Annotated in this window: 13 protein-coding genes; all 13 read left to right on the top strand. The window is 28.2% G+C overall.

What is annotated here, in order from left to right; genetic code table 11:
- Nucleotides 1–6 precede the first annotated feature (6 nt).
- The 13 genes from HGI79_RS03500 to pglX all read left to right on the top strand — a co-directional run bounded on the left by HGI79_RS03500 (nt 7) and on the right by pglX (nt 19,972).
- Nucleotides 7–684: a hypothetical protein gene (locus HGI79_RS03500; protein WP_185649274.1), complete on the top strand. Its 678-nt coding sequence runs from the start codon at nt 7–9 to the stop codon at nt 682–684.
- A 15-nt stretch (nt 685–699) separates the two neighbouring features.
- On the top strand, nt 700–2,532 hold the full coding sequence (locus tag HGI79_RS03495; protein ID WP_185649273.1) for a VirB4 family type IV secretion system protein: 1,833 nt from the start codon (nt 700–702) through the stop codon (nt 2,530–2,532).
- A gap of 286 nt (nt 2,533–2,818) precedes the next feature.
- Nucleotides 2,819–3,859: a DGQHR domain-containing protein gene (locus tag HGI79_RS03490; protein ID WP_185649272.1), complete on the top strand. Its 1,041-nt coding sequence runs from the start codon at nt 2,819–2,821 to the stop codon at nt 3,857–3,859.
- Nucleotides 3,843–4,673 carry a hypothetical protein gene (locus HGI79_RS03485; RefSeq protein WP_185649271.1) on the top strand — a complete coding sequence of 277 codons (831 nt, stop codon included), beginning with the start codon at nt 3,843–3,845 and terminating at the stop codon, nt 4,671–4,673. Before HGI79_RS03490 ends, HGI79_RS03485 begins: the two co-directional genes overlap by 17 nt.
- Before the next feature lie 374 nt (nt 4,674–5,047).
- On the top strand, nt 5,048–5,866 hold the full coding sequence (locus tag HGI79_RS03480; protein ID WP_185649270.1) for a hypothetical protein: 819 nt from the start codon (nt 5,048–5,050) through the stop codon (nt 5,864–5,866).
- A gap of 498 nt (nt 5,867–6,364) precedes the next feature.
- Nucleotides 6,365–7,957, top strand: coding sequence for an ion channel (locus HGI79_RS03475; RefSeq protein ID WP_185649269.1), 1,593 nt, complete (start codon nt 6,365–6,367; stop codon nt 7,955–7,957).
- Nucleotides 7,958–8,219: 262 nt separating this feature from the next.
- Entirely contained in the window at nt 8,220–9,050 is an 831-nt protein-coding gene (locus HGI79_RS03470; RefSeq protein WP_185649268.1) for a C39 family peptidase, read from the top strand.
- A gap of 163 nt (nt 9,051–9,213) precedes the next feature.
- Nucleotides 9,214–10,221, top strand: a complete 1,008-nt coding sequence (locus HGI79_RS03465) for a hypothetical protein (protein WP_185649267.1) — start codon at nt 9,214–9,216, stop codon at nt 10,219–10,221.
- A gap of 24 nt (nt 10,222–10,245) precedes the next feature.
- Nucleotides 10,246–10,863: a helix-turn-helix domain-containing protein gene (locus HGI79_RS03460; protein WP_185649266.1), complete on the top strand. Its 618-nt coding sequence runs from the start codon at nt 10,246–10,248 to the stop codon at nt 10,861–10,863.
- Nucleotides 10,864–11,712: 849 nt separating this feature from the next.
- Nucleotides 11,713–12,309 carry a DUF1819 family protein gene (locus tag HGI79_RS03455; protein ID WP_185649265.1) on the top strand — a complete coding sequence of 199 codons (597 nt, stop codon included), beginning with the start codon at nt 11,713–11,715 and terminating at the stop codon, nt 12,307–12,309.
- A gap of 10 nt (nt 12,310–12,319) precedes the next feature.
- Entirely contained in the window at nt 12,320–12,850 is a 531-nt protein-coding gene (locus HGI79_RS03450) for a BREX protein BrxB domain-containing protein (RefSeq protein ID WP_185649264.1), read from the top strand.
- A gap of 18 nt (nt 12,851–12,868) precedes the next feature.
- Nucleotides 12,869–16,438, top strand: coding sequence for a BREX system P-loop protein BrxC (brxC, locus tag HGI79_RS03445; RefSeq protein ID WP_185649263.1), 3,570 nt, complete (start codon nt 12,869–12,871; stop codon nt 16,436–16,438).
- Nucleotides 16,439–16,453: 15 nt separating this feature from the next.
- Nucleotides 16,454–19,972, top strand: coding sequence for a BREX-1 system adenine-specific DNA-methyltransferase PglX (gene pglX, locus HGI79_RS03440; RefSeq protein WP_185649262.1), 3,519 nt, complete (start codon nt 16,454–16,456; stop codon nt 19,970–19,972).
- Nucleotides 19,973–19,992 lie beyond the last annotated feature (20 nt).

The raw sequence follows: 19,992 nt of genomic DNA, 5'->3' as shown, positions 1-19,992 counted from the left end.
TACAACATGAAGTCTATTATACCCATTATTATGATTATAGTTTGTTTAATTGGAGGAGGAACTTTAGTTTTTCTTAAAAAAGATAAGAGAAAATCTAAAGAAACCATAAATAAAGATGAGCAGACAGCTAATGAGTTTGTAAATGTAAAAGATATTAAAGACCGTTTCCTTTATACAAGGGACGGTCAAATTATTATGTACATCAAAATTAATCCTATAAGTATAGATTTATTTTCAGAGAGAGAAAAGAAACAATTAAACAAAACACTTACAGCAGAACTTTCCAGTGAGCAGAAGCCTTTTAAATTTCTTGCTATTTCAAGACCAGTAGATATATCACCACTTATCAATGAATATACACAAATTATTGCAAGTACATCAGACCAAAGGCAAAAAGATTTATTAAGAAATGAAATGCTTGTAATGAGCAATTATGCTTTATCAGGAGATGTGGTTGAAAGACAGTTTTATATTATGATCTGGGAGAAATATGAAGAGGGAATAGAAAGAGATTTAGTTAAAAGATGCTATGAATTTGTATCAAAGTTTGAAAGTGGCAGTATACGCTGTGAAATATTAAAAGAGCAAGATATAGTAAGGCTTTGTAACCTAGTAAATAATCCTGCTTATTCAAATCTTGAAGATACAGAATTTGAAGCAACAATACCTATTTTATCAAATTAGATGAGGAGAAAACACATGAAAAGAAAACAACAAATAGAAACAATGCCAATTAATAATGCATTGTTAAATATAATAACTCCAATGGGGCTAGAAATTAAAAGAAACAGTCTTATTATTGGAGAAAATACAGGAAAGGTTTATGGAATAGTAAAGTATCCTCAGAAAGTTGACTACGGTTGGCTTTCTAAAATAACAAATATACCAAGTACCATTGTCAGTGTATCATTCACACCTATTGACAATGGTTCTTTTATTGAGAGCCTGTCACGAAGTGTTATTCAGAATCGTGGAGCTGCTGAAAGTGCAAAAGATCCTTTAGCACAAAAAAGAGCAGAAAGGGCAGCATTAGATGGTGAAAAAATAATGGTTCAAATAGATCAAAATGGTGAAACAGTAGGATTGCTTGGAATAACTATTATGCCAATATCTAAAGATGAAGAAACTTTTAATAAAGTTTGCAGAAAGACAGAAAGTACTTGTGCAATGAATAAATGCAAACCAAGAACCCTTGCAAATTTGCAAGAACAAGCTTTTAAAACACTTTCACCATTTTATACAGCAGATGAAAACATAGAACAAATAGTGTCAAGAATTATTCCCCTATCAACTTTTGTAGGGGGATTTCCTTTTTCATCAAGTGGATACAATGATGGAACAGGTTATTACTTTGGGCGTGATACCAGTGGTGGATTAATTGTTCTTGATACTTGGAAAAGAGGTAATGACAGAACCAATACAAATATGGTTATTATGGGTGTTGCAGGTGTTGGTAAAAGTACAGCAGTAAAGCACATAGCACTTGCTGAATATATGAAAGGTACCAAAATAATTTTTGTAGATCCAGAAAGAGAGTACAAAGAATTATGTGAAGCTCTTGAGGGAGATTGGATTAATGCAGGTGGTGGAAGTAATGGAAGAATAAATCCATTGCAAATAAGACCTACTCCTATAGATGATGATGATGAGGTATACAAGGATGAAGGCTTTGGTATGGGTGATATGGCAATCTACATTAAGAATTTAGAAATATTCTTTAACTTATACCTTCCTTCAATTACTGACAGAGAAAGGGCTATATTAAAAGACTGCATTATTGAGTTGTATAATAACTTTAATATAACTTGGGATACTGATATTACAAAATTAAATAATGAAGATTTCCCTATATTTTCTGATCTATATGAGTTAGTAAACAAGAAAGCAAATACAAAAGAAAAAACACGCAAGGAAAGTGAACAAAATATATTCGCTGACCTTGCGTTATTGCTTAAAGATATTGCTATGGGTAGTGATTCTTTTTTATGGAATGGTAAAAGTTCAATTAAAACAAATACTAGATGTATATGCCTAGATACCCATGATTTACAAAATACCAGTGATAATATAAAGAGAACTCAATATTTTAATATTCTTACCTGGTGTTGGCAGGAAATGAGCAAGGATAGAAATGAGAGAGTTTTACTTATTTGTGATGAAGCCTATTTAATGATTGATCCTAGTGTACCTCAAAGCTTAGTATTTCTTAGAAATGTAGAAAAAAGAGCAAGAAAGTATGAAGCAGGAGTTGCTATTATTAGCCACTCAGTTGTAGATTTTCTTGACCCACAGATTAAAATGTATGGTCAAGCTTTATTAGATATACCATGCTTTAAGATAATAATGGGTACTGATGGTAGAAACCTTCATGAAACAAAGGAGCTTTATAACCTAACAGATGCAGAAGAAGAGCTACTTGCAAGTAAAAAAAGAGGAAATGCTTTAGTTATGATTGGTTCAAAGAGATTACATGTAGTTTTTGAAATACCTGAATATAAATTTAAGTATATGGGGAAAGCTGGTGGAAGATAAGATAAATTGGGTTATTTTACAGTTTATTGTGATTTATATTTGAAATAGTGGTATAATTTAGGTGGATAAGTTTGTTAAGAGAGATGGATATTAAGTAAATTATGTCTATAATGGAAAGCTAGGATTAAGATAATTAGGAGTGTTAAGGATTACGAAAATAATGAATATTTGATATAGTTAACGATGCATATTTTATTTTTCTATATGAAATGAATTGCTGCACAAAATAGATATATTTTGCATAATAATATCGAAATAGTATATATAAAATTTAGGAGGTGGCTTTATGAATTACTTTAAAACTGAAAATTACATTAAAACAACTTTTGGCAAAACTGATGCTTATATATTCCTAATGGATATAAATAGTATTATGCCAATTTATTATGTTGCAGTAAGAGGAAGAGATAAAATTGAAGGTGCAGTGCAAAGAGTTTTAAATAAGCGTAGACTTACTTCAATTTCTGACTTTGTGTTACAAGGTAATATGTTCTTTAATACCTTTATATTAAATTGGACTGATACAAATTACTCTCCAGAAATAACAGAGAGGTATATAAAGATACCAATTGTAAGTGCTTCTGCTCAAGTTATTGATGGGCAACATAGATTAGAAGGTCTAAAGATGGCATGTGAAAAAGATAAAAGTATAGGTAATAACAAAATAATAGTAGTTATGACCAATAAAATTACTACCCAAGAAGCTGCAAATATTTTCTTAAATATTAATACAGAGCAAAAGCCAGTACCAAAAACCCTTGTGTATGATTTATTTGCAGAACTGAAGCCGAAAGATTACTATTTAGTACGAGCTAATGATATAGCTGAAAAAATGCATACCGAAAAGGATTCACCATATTATCAATCAATTAAGGTAGCAGGTGCTGCCCAAGGAATAGGAAAGGTTGACTTTTCTACGGTAGTAAATGCTTTTAAGCAATATACTACAGATGAGGGAATATTTCAACAATACAACTTAAGCGACCTAGAATCTCAATATAAAGTAGTAAATAATTTTTTTCAGACCATTAAATTTTACTATGAATCAGAAGGAATTTGGTTAAAATCTCAAAATCCATTTATGATGAATGCTGGATTTCATGCTGCTATTAAGTTTTTGTGTGAAGATTTAATACCTAAATGTGCTATTTTAAAATCTTTTGAAATTACTACAATGAAAGCCATTATGGCCATGGATGAGCAGGGATTGATATACCGAGATGATATTAAGAATTTACAAGGTAAAGAACAACGCAATGAGATTTATAAATTCCTCAAAAAATTAGTTCTTAGGGAAGTGCCAAATACAAATGAGTATAAATTTTGATAGAAATCGAACACAAAAAGCATATGAACGCATTGTAGGTATTTTCAGTCCTGAAGAGTTGAGTTTAAAAGCAGATGATTTTAAAAGTCATGTTCTAACAAAGGGAGAGGTTAGTGTTCTTAAGAGTTTCTTAAATGATGATGCCCTTGACTATTTCTATAATGGAATTATTAGTTTTTCGGAAGGTATTGATTCAATTTTTTTAAAACGGTTTTCATGGGCAACAATAAAATTATATTATTCGGTATATTATATGATAAGGGCTTCCTTGGCCTGCAGAGGACATGCTTTATTGCAGTTCAATGGTATGTATAGACTACATTTAAAAGAAAATGAACTTCCTTATAAAACTAGAAATAAAAAATATAATGCAACACATGGAGGTACCATAAGTCATTATATTGATTTATTTAGTAATGATGATAAATTATTATCAAATACAATAGATACCAAAATTTCTTATGAATGGTTGCAAGATGCTAGAGAGATTGTAAACTATAGAGCGGTTTCTTTCCAAGAACCTATGTGGTTAGACATATGGGATAAGTTTGCTGAAGCTTTAGATGGTGGTAATCTGAATGAATTACTTTTAAAAATTCAAGATGATGGAGACTACATATATTGTTTTCAAGAGGAATATGCTGTTGTTGGAGTACCTATAAAGAGAGTTTCTATTACAATTAAAGATTTTATAGACTATGGACTACTTAATAAGTTTGATTTAAGCAAAAGATTTTATACAAAACAATTAGTTAAATACGATGAAAGGAATATGAATATATTAAATGAATTTTTTGACACAACAGCTATATGAATCATTATGAAGTTTATTATAAAAAATATACTATACTTTGTATTTTTCGTGTATAGTGATTATGACCTTCCCTCATATTATATTTACTACCAATAGGAACTTTCTTCAACTACTTATTATCCATAAAACTGGACAGAATATGCCTATAATGAGTAGTTTCAAAAATGAACTAGTAGAATTTTTAACAAAGCCTTTTAGGTATTTACTAAAATATTAGAATATATAAATTATATGCAGATATTAAATGTTAAAGAGATTATTGTCATAAATAACTATTAATTGGAATAAAAAACGAACCCTAAAAATACCGTAATCATACGGAATACGGGTTAACATATAATTTAAATAAAAAATTAAAAAAGTGGGGAAACATAATGAAATTTTTACAAGAACATCCAAATTTTAAGAGCTACGATGATAGTAAATATCATACTAAAGATATGCCTAGAGAGATAATACGTGCATTAGAAGGAGTAATACCGGGAATGTGTTGTGAAGTATCTTTAAATGAAATAGTAAATATATTGTTTAAAAATATACCACATCCTCTTACCAGTGAGAATGCATATCCTTTCTTAATTGATCAATTAGATTACGGTTTTAGAGAACTTCAGCAGAATAAGTTTAATAAATTGATGGATGCTATTTTGGAAATAAGTGAGCAATTAGGTATCATAGAAGAGTTTAATGAGATTTTTGAAGAAAATGATTTTGGCTATTATATTGAAAAAAATTTTTTATATTATAGCTGGGTTCTTAGAGAGGAAGTTGATAATTCAGTTCAGGAAGATATAACTAATGCTATTCAAGTTACAAAAGGAATATGTGAACAAACACAGCAACATTTATATGAATTAATTAATGGTGTAAGAGAAGGGGCATTAGATGGTCTGAGAAGCAGAAAAGATGCTATTAGAGATGCAGTTTCAGCTATGGAGTCGTTTATGAAAAGTATTACAAATGAAGCTGATATAAAATCTGCTGATAAAAAATTAAGAGGAGATCAGAAATGGGGAGATACACACATATTAAAAGATGGAATCTTAATTTGGAAGAGAATTCATGAAGGTTTTCCAGATGTTAGACATGGTAACCCTGATATAACTGATATATCTATCGAAGACGCTGTATATTGGATTGAAAGAATAATGACATTTATTAGTTATTTAGCTAAAAAGTATAATCAGGTTTGATGAAAAAATTAATATATTTCACAACTATGATTTCTATTTAGCAGACATGCCTTAGTTAAGTGGAGTAACACCAAAGTTTAGGTACGTAGCCAATCCAAAACATTAGAGGATACTTTGATATTGGACATGAATTTTAGAAGCTAATTTTAGTAGTTAGTCTTTATATTCTTGTAGTATATAATTAACGAATATATCTATAATGGGAGCCTGATAAAAGTATGTTACTGTTTAGTTTCGTGACAAAGTTAATATGAAATCATAAATTGAAAGTATATTTATGAAGGTAGATTAGACTAAAATAATTGTATGTTTAATTTATAAGAAATAATAATAAGTGGTAAAAATGGAATGTATATATTTTTACAATAACAATAAATATAGAATATTTTTCATGTGTAAATAAATGGTTTCATAGTATACAATTTTAAAGAAGTTGGCAAAACTCATTGGGGATGATGTATCAACAAGTAGGTACAATATACGAGAGGATGATGAAAAATGAGCAAAGTTAAAACAATATTCACATTAACTATGGTTATTATATTTGTATTGAGTACTTATTTTATGATAATTTGCTACAGTTCACTTAATATCAATGTACTATCAATTTTTGAAGATAGCATAATAATATTATGTATTCCAACTCTTATTATCGTAGTATTTAAAAGTATATTCAATTTTAAAGATAATATAAATATGGATAACTTGCGTCAAGCAGCATTTAGATATATATACATAATTGTTGTCTACTTTTATACAAAATGTGGTTTGAAAATGTTCGACTTAGAAAAGTTATCGATAAACAATGTTGTATATATATGTATTTGGATGTGTTTTTTAACTATTGGTACATTCTTTTTTTTGATAGATAGGAAAGGCTATAATAAAATTCAAATATCTAATGATGAAAGATTTAATGGCAAATTAAAGAAATTTGTTAAAAATAATAAGGATGCTACAAATTTATATTCATTTGTTATAAAGGAGCTGCCACTTATTTTATATAATATATTTTTATTATATTATTCTACTAAAATAGTGAGCAATTTGCATCTAGTTACAAGTAAGATTGATAGTAGTATTAAACCATCAAATTTCCAACTAATTTGCTTAGTGATTGCATTAAATGTAGTTCCATATGTATTTATAAAATTTGTTAAAATAGCATTACCAATATCAATGATGATATATAGTTCTATATTAATGATTTCATCATTTTTAAGTGATAAAAGTACCACATTTGAAAGAAAATTATATAGATTATTTGTTTTGATACTCGGAATAGTATTACTATGTGGTATATCATATTCATATCTATATATTGTTGATAGTGATTCTTTTAAGGATTTGATTATAAATTTTCAATTGACACCTTTCGGGATTATAAAATTGATATCACATTTCTTTTATTTTAGTTTGGTTACATTTACAACTACTGGATATGGAGATATTACGCCTACATCTCAAATGGCACAATGTATGGTACTAATTCAAATGATTATCGAAATAGTGACAATAACAATTTCCATAGGTATTTTTTTTTATTGGGAAAATGAAAATAAAATAAAAAGCGAAAAGTATGAAAGTATATTTACAAAAGTGATAATATTCATTTGGGAAAAAATAACTATATTAAAATTTAAATCTAAGTATACTGAAAGAATAGTTGCTCTATTAAGTATAATTGTATTTGAAGTTTTCTCCTTTGCAATAATATATAATTTGACCAGCAAGTGGTTCTTTGTAAAATCTGGTTCGAATAATCTTTTTACATTTTTATATTTTAGTGTAACGACGTTATCAACGATTGGGTTTGGTGACATATATCCTAGTAGCTTAATAACTAAGTTTTTGGTGTCACTACAAATGTTAACTCAGATGAGCTTAGTCTTATTTGGTATAAACATTATTAATTCTAATTTTAAAAAAAACAATACTGTAAATAAGTCAATGATTGTTAAAAATCTCAAACAAGATTTTGCGATTGTAGAACTAGAAAATAGAAAAGTCATTAATATACCAAAGCAATTATTACCAGAAGGTATAGGTAAGGGGGAGCTCATAGAGATTCAAATTGAAATTAAAAAGTAGAGCTTAAAGGATGAAAATGTAATTGATTGTTTGTAGCAAGATCATCTTCTTTTTATTAGTATCTCCGAGGTTAAAAGTGCACTTGTTATATTCAAACTATATTATAGGAATTTGGAGTAATGTACTGTGGTAATTTAAATTCTAATTATCTATCCATAGTATATTCATTTGAAATTTAAAACTAAATAATCAAGAAAATAGCATCTGTCAGAACTTAGGTGCTATTTTTATTCCTTCAAAATAAAAAACAGGAGGCGTTTATATGGCAATAGAACTTAAAACAGCAGCAACTCTTGCTAAAATAGCTGTACAAGCTGTAAAAGATGAAGAAGCAAGGTATAAAACAATACTTATTATTTTAGCACCGTTAATATCGGTGCTTTTTATTTTGACTTTTATGGTGTATATTCTGACCAATCCTTTTGAAGCAATAAAGCTTCATTTTTCAGGAGCTGAGATAGCTAAGGTTGAAAGTCTTGTAAATCAATATAGCTATGAGCAGTTAATAAATCCAAATGATAAAAGCTATATAGAAAGTAGTGGACTAGACTTTTCAGGTATATCTTTTAAAGATGGATCTACGGAAGTAGCTTATTATAACCAAGCAGACGCAAGATGGAAAGACAAACCATATGGTAGAACAGGAACTATAGGAAGAAGTGGCTGTGGTCCAACTTCCCTTTCAATAGCAATTTCAAGTCTTACAGATAAAAAAGTTGATCCAGTGCAGATGAGCCAGTGGGCTTATGATAATGGATATTATTGTGAAGGTGCAGGTTCTTACCATACTTTAATTCCAGATGGAGCAAAGCATTTTGGATTACAAGTAGAAGGTTGTACAGCAGATGAACCTCAAAGGCTAATAGATGCTCTTTCTAGTGGAAAGTTGGTTATAGCAATAATGGCTAAAGGACACTTTACAAGTTCAGGACATTTTATAGTGCTTAGAGGAGTAACCGGAAATAGAAAAATTCTTGTTGCTGATCCTGTAAGTAGAAAAAGAAGTGAACAAGAATGGGATTTGTCAATTATTTTAAATGAAGCTAACAAAGGTGCTGATGCAGGTGGTCCATTTTGGATAATAGGAAAATAAATTATAAAAAGGAGCATGGAGATGAAAAAGAAATCATTAATAGAACTTTTTATTTATATCATAATCGTTTTGGTAGGAATTATTCTTTTGTTTACTTTTAAACCACAAAATAAACCTATTAAAATACCCTCAGATTTTAAGATTGCAGCAAGGGGGGAGTACAATGCTTTTGTATATATCAAGTAATGAAAATATAGGAATATTTGATTTTCTAATGAATGAGAAAGGTTTTATTATAAAAAAGTTATCAGGAGAGTTTTATTTAAATAAGTTTGTTATCCATGACATGAGAAATTTAAGTCATTATAGTTATGTAGCAATTGATTTGAAAGCATTAAAGGATACAAATAAAGAAATTATTGAGGCTTTGAGGGCTTTTAAAGTTATGTATGATTCAAGAATTATAGTGTTTGCTGAAGGAAAGGAAAAAGAAGAATCTTTAATAAAGGATTTAATTGATGAAAAAATTTACAATATTATAACAGCTACTAATATAGCAGAAATTAAGGAACAAATTCTAAAATGCATAAGTGATGAAGGAATGACATATGAAGAACATTTTACAAGAGATAGTAATACTTCAGACGGAATTTCACAACATATATTTAAGCATAAAGATATAAAAATTGCAGTTGCAGGAGTATCAAGAAAAGTTGGTACAACTACAACTGCTTTTAATTTAAACAATTATCTGTATGAATTAGGGGCTAAGGTTAGTTATACAGAAGCCAATTGTAACAATCATCTAAAGAATATTGCTGATTATTATGAGTTCATAAAAGATGATGGAGAGAGCTTTAAATACAAAGGGGTAGAATATTATCCAGATAAGCAATTTCCTAATGAATATAATTTTAATGTTTTTGATATAGGAGTATTAAATGCTGCAACAATATCTATATTTAAGACTTGTGAAGTAAGGATTCTTTGCAGCACAGCTAAACCTTATGAGTTAGAAGGTCTTAAAGAAGCATTAAATATAAAAGAAGGAATTAATACTTGCACATTATTATCATTTGTACCTGAGGCTGCTAGAACAAATTTGAAGAAATTAATAGAAAGTGAAAATAATGAAGTGTTTTTCTCAGGATATTCGCCAAGTTTATTTGATGGAAAAGTAAATGAAAAGATATTTAAGGAAATATTAAAGGATTATATTATTGAAATTTAAGAGTATGAAGGAGGCTGTTTTTCAATGAAAAAGTATGAATTATTAGATAGAGTATATAAATCAGATTTACCAAGTAGAGCAAAGCAAGTGATCTTCTATCTTATAAATAGAGCTAATGGTGAGGGAACTTGTTTTCCCTCAATTAAAACCATAGCTAGTGATTGTGGAGTATCTACAAGAACTATTCAAAGAACTATGATAATTCTTTTAGAAGCTGGCTTTGTAAAGAAGGACAGCCGATTTAGAGAGAAAGGAGGACAAACTTCAAACCTTTACACATTAGATTACCCTTCAAAAAATAATGAGGATGATAATAAAGAAGAGTTTAACAAAGAAGAAATAAAAGTTGAAGATAATAAAAAATCAAATGACTATGAAGAAATAGAAAAAGTAAGTTTCTTAGATTATAAGAAAAGTGATGATAGCATAAATGATAATATTAATTATGAATTGTTAGAGGACAATGAAGAATCAATTAGTGATATACCAGAAGTAAGTTATAAGGGTGACAGATCTTCTATACTGAAAAAATGTCACTCTATTTTTATGCAATTTAATAATGATATTGATAAGAAAAATTATATAGATTCAATGATTAATATCCAATGTCATTGGGAGGGCGACAATTTGTATCCTCCATGAATTGTACAGTCTAAGATATATAGGGTTATTGAAAAATAAGTATATATATCTTTAACTAAACTTATATATATTTAGTTAAAGATAATAGATTGTTATAATAGGAGGAGTTCTAATACTTTTACAAAACCCATGCTAAGACATAAAATTTAAATTTGTTTAAGAACTCAAATGAATATACATTGAGTTGGTAATGCAATAATGTCTCTAGTGGGATCAAGGACTCACCAAATTGCAAAAACTTTGAAATGCTTAATACTAGAAGTTAAAGAAGAGTTCTATAACACAATAAGATGTCATTATATTCTGTTAGTTTTACAAAAAATAATACAACAGCTTGAAGGAAAGAAATGAATGGTAGCAAAGGATTTGATAATGACTTTTAAAACTGAGATTATTACAAAGAATGTGGATGAGTTTCAGGTAGTATATTTTAAAGAGAAATATAGCTGCTGTTTAATGTGAGAATTAGAGATTGTAGCTATTATTTTATATGTTTTTATGATTATTTAATAAAAATATACACTTAGAGTTTTACAACTATCTTGTATTTTATGGAATTTTAAACTTTTATTGAAAGTTTACATTGTAGAATTATGATTAAAATTATATAATTTAATGAAAGACTATATAGCTTTTAAGCATGGATATATGAAGATTATTTGTGAGTTAAGATATTTTATATGATGTTATTAATTTACATGGAATTAGTGGAGTTAGGTAACAATTAATAATAAAAGGAATTATGAAGAAACTGAAAAATAATAAAACTATATATTATTTACTATTTTTATATTCTAATTTTGTATTGAATATTTAACATTACAATATAAAGACATCTAGGAGGATATTATGCAAGAGTATTCAGGTGGGTTTACATCAGAAAGACTTATACAGAATGAAATGAGGCAGGTTATTGAATTATATCTTGAAGGTAAGACTAAGGATGAAATTAGAGATATTGTAATAGATAGTAATCTTTTTAATATGAGAAGTGTTGCAGCTATCAAAGAAAATTTAGGTAAAATTAATAGAAGGATAACTTTTTTAGATGAAGAGATGATGACGTTTTATGTAAAAGGAAACATTAATGATAGTTTGGTAATTTTATTTTACACATTTTTAAGATCATTTAGAATAGCAAGGGAATTTGTATTAGAAGTCATTCGTTATAATTGGATAAACCGTAAAAAAGAAATCAGTATAATTGATATAAATACTTTTTTTGATGAAAAAGCAAAACAAAGTGATGTTGTAGCTGGATGGACTGTGAACACATCAAAAAAGGTACGAAGTAGAGTGTTAGAATTTTGTACTCAATGTGGGTTGGTAGAAAAGCGAAATAAAGAATTCTTAATAACTCCAATTCAAATAAGTTATGATTTAAAGATGTATATAAAAGATCATAAAGAGTACAGAAAGATTTTAATTTATATTCTTAATGAATAGGGGTACTAATATGAAGGAATTATATAATTTTATACATAGTGATAGGTTTTTAAAAAGTGATGGTTTGGCTAATGAAGTACCTTATTATATATACGACTATAATCCTAAAGAAGAATTGATAATGAGGGAAAAGATAGAATTAATTATAGCAAAGTCTAAAGTGAAAATAATAAATATTAACTTACTGGTACTTATTCTTGAATATTTTGAGGATGAAGGTCAAGAGGCATTATTTGAATGTGAAGAATACGATGGAACAAAATTATTTATTAGGGATGTTATATCTCCAATAATTGAAGACGGAAGCTTAATGGAGCTGTTAGTAAGTAAAATAGAAGGATATGATGTTCTTTTTATAACAGGGGTGGGAAGTGTATTTCAGTTTATAGGGTTGCACGAAGTTTTCAGTAAGCTAGGTGACAAAAAAGTAAGTATTCCAGTAATAGGCTTTTATCCAGGTACATATACCATGGAGACACTAAGTCTTTTTAATATTTTTGAAAGTAAAAATTATTATAGAGCATTTAAGATAAATAGATAATATGGAGAGTGAGATGGAATGGATTCGAAGATTTTTATTGGAAATTTATTTAAAAAAGATATAAATAGGAATATTCAGGGAGTAATTCAAGCAGGTCAGCAACAAGATGATATCGTTTTTGAAGAACTAAGTGAATATGTTATGACTAAAGAGGGAACAAGAAGGCTAGAAGAATTTTATGAACATTATGTGTCAACTTTAAATAAGAATACAGATAAGATGGGTGTATGGATATCGGGTTTTTTTGGATCAGGTAAATCACATTTTTTGAAGATATTGTCATATATTTTAGGTCATAAAATAGCTAATGGTAAAAGTGCTTATTCTTTTTTTGAAGAAAAGACAGATAATAAATACCTATTGGATTTAATGAAGAAAGTAGATGAATCTCCAAGTGATGCAATACTATTTAATGTTGAGTCCAAAACCACTACAAATGCTAATGATCAAGAAAAAATACTTGATGTATTTTTAAAGGTTTTTAATAGTTATCTTGGATATTCAACAACACCTTGGATAGCAGATTTGGAAAGGAAATTAGATGAAGAGGGTAAATATGAGGATTTTAAAGGAGAGTTTAGAGAAGCTACTGATTCAAGTTGGGAAGAAAGTAGAAGTAAGATAGCTTTAAAAAGAAAAGTATTTGCAGATTCTTTAATACGGATAGGGTATGATGAGGATACAGCTAGAACTTTCTTAGATACTATTAGACAAACATTTTCTATTGATTCAGAAAGCTTTGCAAAATTAGTAGCAGCTTACTGTAAATCAAAAGGAAAAGACTATAGGTTAATTTTTCTTATTGATGAAATTGGACAGTATATTGGTGGAAATACAGGATTAATGCTTAATTTACAAACAGTTATTGAGGATTTAGGTAACTATACAAAGGGTCAAGCTTGGGTAATTGTAACTTCTCAAGAAAAGATTGATGCTGTAAAAGGCGATGATTTTTCAAAAATTCAAGGAAGATTTGCAACAAGGTTATTGTTATCTGGTTCAAATGCAGATGAAGTTATAAAAAAGAGATTATTAAAGAAAAAAGGACCAGAATTTGATTTTTTAAAAGCAAAATATGAAACTCAAGAGCAATCCATTAAAAATATGCTAACCTTCGATAATAAGAGTGATAGGCTTATTTCTGGGTATTCTACAAGTGATGAGTTTGCAGAGAGCTATCCTTTTGTTCCGTATCAATTCTTATTGTTACAGGATGTTTTTGAGAAGGTTAGAATAAAAGGAGAAGCGGGAAAGCATCTAGCTTATGGAGAGCGTTCATTATTAAATGCCTTTCAAGAAATAGCAAAGAAAATGCAAAAAGAAGATACTGATAGAATATCTATATTTGCAGAATTTTATGATACTATAGAAAAATTTCTAGACAGTAGTGTAGTTAAGACAATTAATAGATCCGCAAGAACTGAAATAAGTGATTTTGACGTTAAAGTATTAAAGACCCTATATATGATAAAAGACCTTGATTATATAAAATCAAGCATTGAAAATATAACAACACTATTTATAAATAACATAAATTCAGTTAGGAACAATATTCAACAAGAAGTTGTTAAAGCACTTAATCATTTAGAAAGTAAGATGTTTATTGAGAAGTTAGCTGATGGTACATATAGATTTTTAAGTGATGAAGAGCAAGAAATGAATAATGAAATTAAAAGAATCTATATAGAGGATGACAAAATAAAAGCAAAGATAGCCAATGTATTATTTGGAGGCATTTACTCTAAAACGAGTATAAGAGTAGAGGGAGGCTATGATTTTTCTTTTAATAGAAAATTTAATGATTATGGAAAGGGAAATGCAATTTATAATATCACTCTTCAAGTTTATAGTAGTGATATACAGGAATCCAAGGCTAAGATGGATTCAACAACTGGTAATATAGTAATGTTACTTCCTACTAACTGTGAAGATTATGAAGAAGCATTCACATATTCAGAACAATTAACTCAATATAGTAGAAAAGTTAGTTCTAATATTACATCTTCTCAGCGAAAAATACTTGATCAAAAATTAGAACAAACTAGTGAATTCGATAAAAAGGGGCAGCAGGCATTAGAAAAAGCATGTAAGAATGCAAGGTTTTATATTCAAGGTAAGGAGTTTAGTTACTCTGGAGAAGTAGTAAATCAAATAGATAAAGCACTTGAGGAATTAATTAGAAACACATTTACTAAGTTATACTATATTAATGATAATATACCACTTAAAATTGCTAAACAGACTATTTTAGATTATGTGAAAAATGGCAAAGTTGAACAGGTTGATATAAGTGGACAGAGAAGCAACTATCTTGCACTTGAAGAAGTTAAGGAGTTCTTAATTTCATCAAACTCATATGAAAAAAAGACTGTAAGAGATGTAATTAATAATTTTTCAGGAATACCATTTGGATGGAATGAAAATGATACTTTAGGACTTTTAGCATTACTTATAAATGAAAATAAAATTAAACTAAAATATTTAGGAGAAAATTTTAATATTAATCATCCACAATTTATAGATCGATTAATGAAAATTGCAGAGCAAGAAAAAATCATTGTGGAATTAGAGGTTGAAATACCAAGAGAGATAAAAAATAAAATTACAAGAGTAATGAAAAACTTATTTAGCATATTTGAAGTAGGGGAAACTTATGATAGAATTGCACAGATAATAAAAGATAATGTAATTGAACAAATGAGCAACCCAATTAAAGTAATAAAGGAAAGACAGAAAAAGCAAAATAATAATTATCCTTATCCAGGTAATATGTTGATGATGAAACTTGAAAATGAAGTGGAAGAATTAAAATATATTACAGATCCAGAGCAGCTAGTAAAAGAATTAATTGAGCGTGAAGAAACTTTAGAGGATTGGTTTGATAAGCTGGAAGATCTTAATAGTTTCTATAACAAAACACCTATTGAGTTATTCGATAATGCAGTAGATTTTTTAATTAATAATAAAGAAGAAATAGCTATTCTTTCTTCAAGAAATAGTAATATTCATAATTTTAAAGTAAATATTGAATCAATATTGAAGGATGAAAAATCCTTCAACAGAATACCAGAAACTAGAATTTCAATAAGTAATATGAAAATAGAAATGGATCAAGAAAAAGAAAATGAACGAATAAATCAAAGAAAATATATAGACGAAGTTATTCATGAGATAAAATCAATTGAGGATTTCTATTCCAATGTTGAAGGTATATTAGATATAATTCAAGAAAAAAAGAAACCTTTGTTAGCTACTATTGGTGGATTTGATAAGTTAAATAGCTTTGCAACCATATTAGCTACATCTTCATTGTTAAAGAGTCAATTAGAGACATTCAAGAAAGCTATAGATGATTATGTTAGCAATTTAAATAATCAACCAGAGGTAAAGGACCCTTCTGGAGATACTTATAAAGCAAAACCTAAAAAAGAAATATCTATATCAGAAATACTTGCAAATATAAAAATGGATGAAATAGAAGTTGATTCATTACAAAAGCTTGATGGATATTTTAATACACTCAAAGAGAAGTTGAAGAATCAATTAATTTCTGTATTGAAAGATAATGATTTGATTATAAAAAAATAAACTAGAGGTGATAGCGTGGATAAAAAGGCACTGAGGGATTTTTCAGTATTTGCAAGAACCGAACTGATTAATCAAGTTGAAGTTAAAATTAATAATTTTGGTATTTTTAAAGATAAAAATGGGGAATTAAAAATAGGAGAAGATTTTGTACTCATTAGTGGTAAACAATATCCGAAAGGTTATGAAAAGTCATATAAAAAACTTATAGCAGAACAAGATAGAATCGGATATGAAATGCTAATTGAACAAGTTGCTTATACTTGGTTTAATAGATTTATTGCTTTAAGGTATATGGAGATTAATGACTATTTACCTTCTCATATCAGGGTTTTATCTAGCGAAGTTGAAGGAAAATCAGAGCCTGATATTATTAAGTATTATAATGAATCTGGATTAGATATCGATACAGTAGAAATAGAGAGTTTATTGAGAGATAAGAAAGAGGAAGAAGCCTTCAAAAAGCTTTTAATTGCTCAATGTAATGAGTTAAGCACAATGCTTCCATTCCTTTTTGAAAAAATAAATGATTATACAGAAATGCTATTACCAGATAATTTGTTATCACCAACTTCTGTTTTAAGCAAACTTGTTTCTGATTTAGGAGAAGATAACTTTACTGATGTAGAAGTAGTAGGCTGGTTATATCAATATTACATTTCTGAGAAAAAGGATGAGGTAATAAAGGCTAAAAAGAAATATAAAAAAGAGGAGATACCCTTTGCAACTCAGCTTTTTACTCCTGATTGGATAGTAAGATATATGGTGCAAAACTCATTAGGAAGGTACTGGATAGAATCACATCCAGAACATGAAGATTTAAAAAAAGAGTGGGAATTTTATCTTGAAAATCCTAATCCAGAGCCAGATTTTGAGGAGAAGCTTACACCATATATAAATAAAGAGTTGAGAGTCGAGCATATTAAATGTTTTGATCCGGCATGTGGATCAGGTCATATATTAGTTTATATGTTTGATGTGTTATATCAGATATATGAGAAATGTGGGTATATGAGTAAGAATATACCTAAGCTTATTATTGAAAATAATCTTTATGGTTTAGACATAGACGATAGAGCATATCAGCTAGCTTGTTTTTCAATAATAATGAAAGGTATGCAATATAATAATAGGCTATTAAGAAATATAGAAAGAGAAGCTGAAAAAACAGAAGAGGAAGGAATAAAGCTTAATATAGCTTCTATTCAAGAGACTAATGAATTTAATAATGATGATATTATTTATTTAGCAGGTGAATCATTAGGTGAAAATTATGAAAAAACTAAATCTTTCATAAAACATTTTAATAATAGTAAAATTTATGGTTCATTAATAAACATAGATGAATTTGACGTCAAATTTTTTAATAATAGGCTTCAATACATAAAAAGAAATCCTGGAAGAGATTTATTTGAGCACAAAAGTAGAGAAAAAATTGAACAAAAGTTAGATAACTTAATAAAGCAAGCCGAAATAATGGTGAATGTTTATGATGTAATAGTTACTAATCCTCCGTATTTATCAAATAAATATATGAATACAGAATTAAAAGAATTTATAAATAAACTGTATACAGAAGTAAATACAGATTTATTTGCAGCTTTTGTAAGTTTCAGTATGTGTAAGATTATACAGAATGGTCAAATTGGTTTTATTACTCCTTATGTTTGGATGTACTTATCATCATATGAAAGTTTGCGTAAAAACCTAATTACAAATAAAAATATTACATCTTTAGTACAACTTGAATATAATGCATTTGAGGTTGCTTGTGTACCTGTATGTACATTCACATTGAGAAATTATAATAGTAATACAAAAGGTGAATATATCAGGTTATCAGATTTTAAAGGTAGCGAAAATCAATCAATAAAACTTTTGGAGGCAATTAATAATAATGTAAACTATAGATTTTCAATTGAAAGTGAGAAGTTCGCCCTAATACCTGAATATACTATAGCTTATCAAGCTAGTGATAAAATACTCAGTCTTTTTAATAAATGTACATCACTTGGTGAATTATATAATATCAAGAAGGGAATTGATACCGGAGAGAATGATGTGTTTGTAAGGTTTTGGTTTGAAGTTAATAAAGATAATATATTCTTAGAGTTTAATAAACATAGTAAAGATATATATAATTTTAAATGGTATCCATACTTAAAAGGTGGAAAGGCAAGAAAATGGTATGGAAATTTTGATTTTATTGTAGACTATGAAAACAACGGATCTAGGATTAAGCAACATAAAAAATCAACTATAAGAAATGAGCAGTATAATTTTCGAAAAGGAATTACTTGGTCAGATATAACAACAAATTATTTTTCTGCGAGATTTTTTCCTGAAGGTTTTATTAGGGATAATAGGGGACCAGCGATATTTGGAACTAAAGACAACTTATATATCATTCTTTCGTTTTTATGTAGTAAATTGTCTATGGTTTTTCAAGATGCTATAAATCAAACAATGTGCTTTCAAGTTGGTAATTTAAAACAATTACCTGTAGTGGAATCTCTATTTTCTCATAGAGAACTTGAGGTGTTAGCTAAAGAAAATATTGAGATAAGTAGAAGTGAGTGGGATTCTTTTGAAGTATCATGGGATTTTAGGAGAAATCCATTATTGAATTTCAATGAGAGTAAAAAGACGATAAGAGAAGCTTTTGAAGAATGGAAGATACTAAGTGAAAATAGGTTTAATCAAATTAAACATAATGAAGAAAAAATCAATGAAATAATTATAGAAAGTTATGGTTTAAGCTGTGAATTAAGTGCTGAGGTAAATAAGGAAGAAATTACGATAACTATGGCAGATAAATTAAGGGATATAAAATCTTTTATTTCCTATGCTGTTGGTTGTATCTTAGGTAGATACTCATTAGATCAAGAAGGTATTGTATTCGCTGGTGGTAAATTTGACCTATCAAAATACACCACGTTTAAAGCTGATAAAGATAATATAATGCCAATTCTTCAAGATAGCTACTTTGAATATGATATAGTTGATAGATTCTCTGAATTTGTTAAAGTTACGTTTGGTGAGGATACCATATCAGAAAATCTTGATTTCATTGCAGAAACTCTAGGGAAGAAAGAAGATGAATCGTCTAAAGATACTATAAGAAGATATTTCTTAAATGAATTCTATAATGATCATGTTCAAACGTATAAGAAAAGACCTATATATTGGCTAATAGTATCAGGTAAGCTTAAAGCATTTAGTTGTTTAATTTATTTGCATAGATATAATTCTGAAACTTTGGCGACAATTAGGTTAAGCTATTTACATGAATTACAGGTTAAATATGCTAATGAAGAAAAACAAATTTTAAGGCTTTTAGATAACCCTTCATTAACTACAGCTGAAAGGAAAAAAATGAATAAGAAACTGCAGCTTTTGAAACAAATGCAGAATGAATTATTAGTATTTGATAAAACTTTAGCTGAACTTGCTAGTGAAAAAATCGAATTAGATTTAGATGATGGTGTAGTTGAAAATTATAAGAAACTTCAACCTATACTTGCAAAAATTAAATAAGAGTTATAGCATAGGATTAG

The organism is Clostridium sp. DJ247, assembly GCF_014231265.1.
The sequence above is the reverse complement of the archived record's forward strand: the minus strand, read 5'-3'. Positions and strand labels throughout refer to the sequence as shown.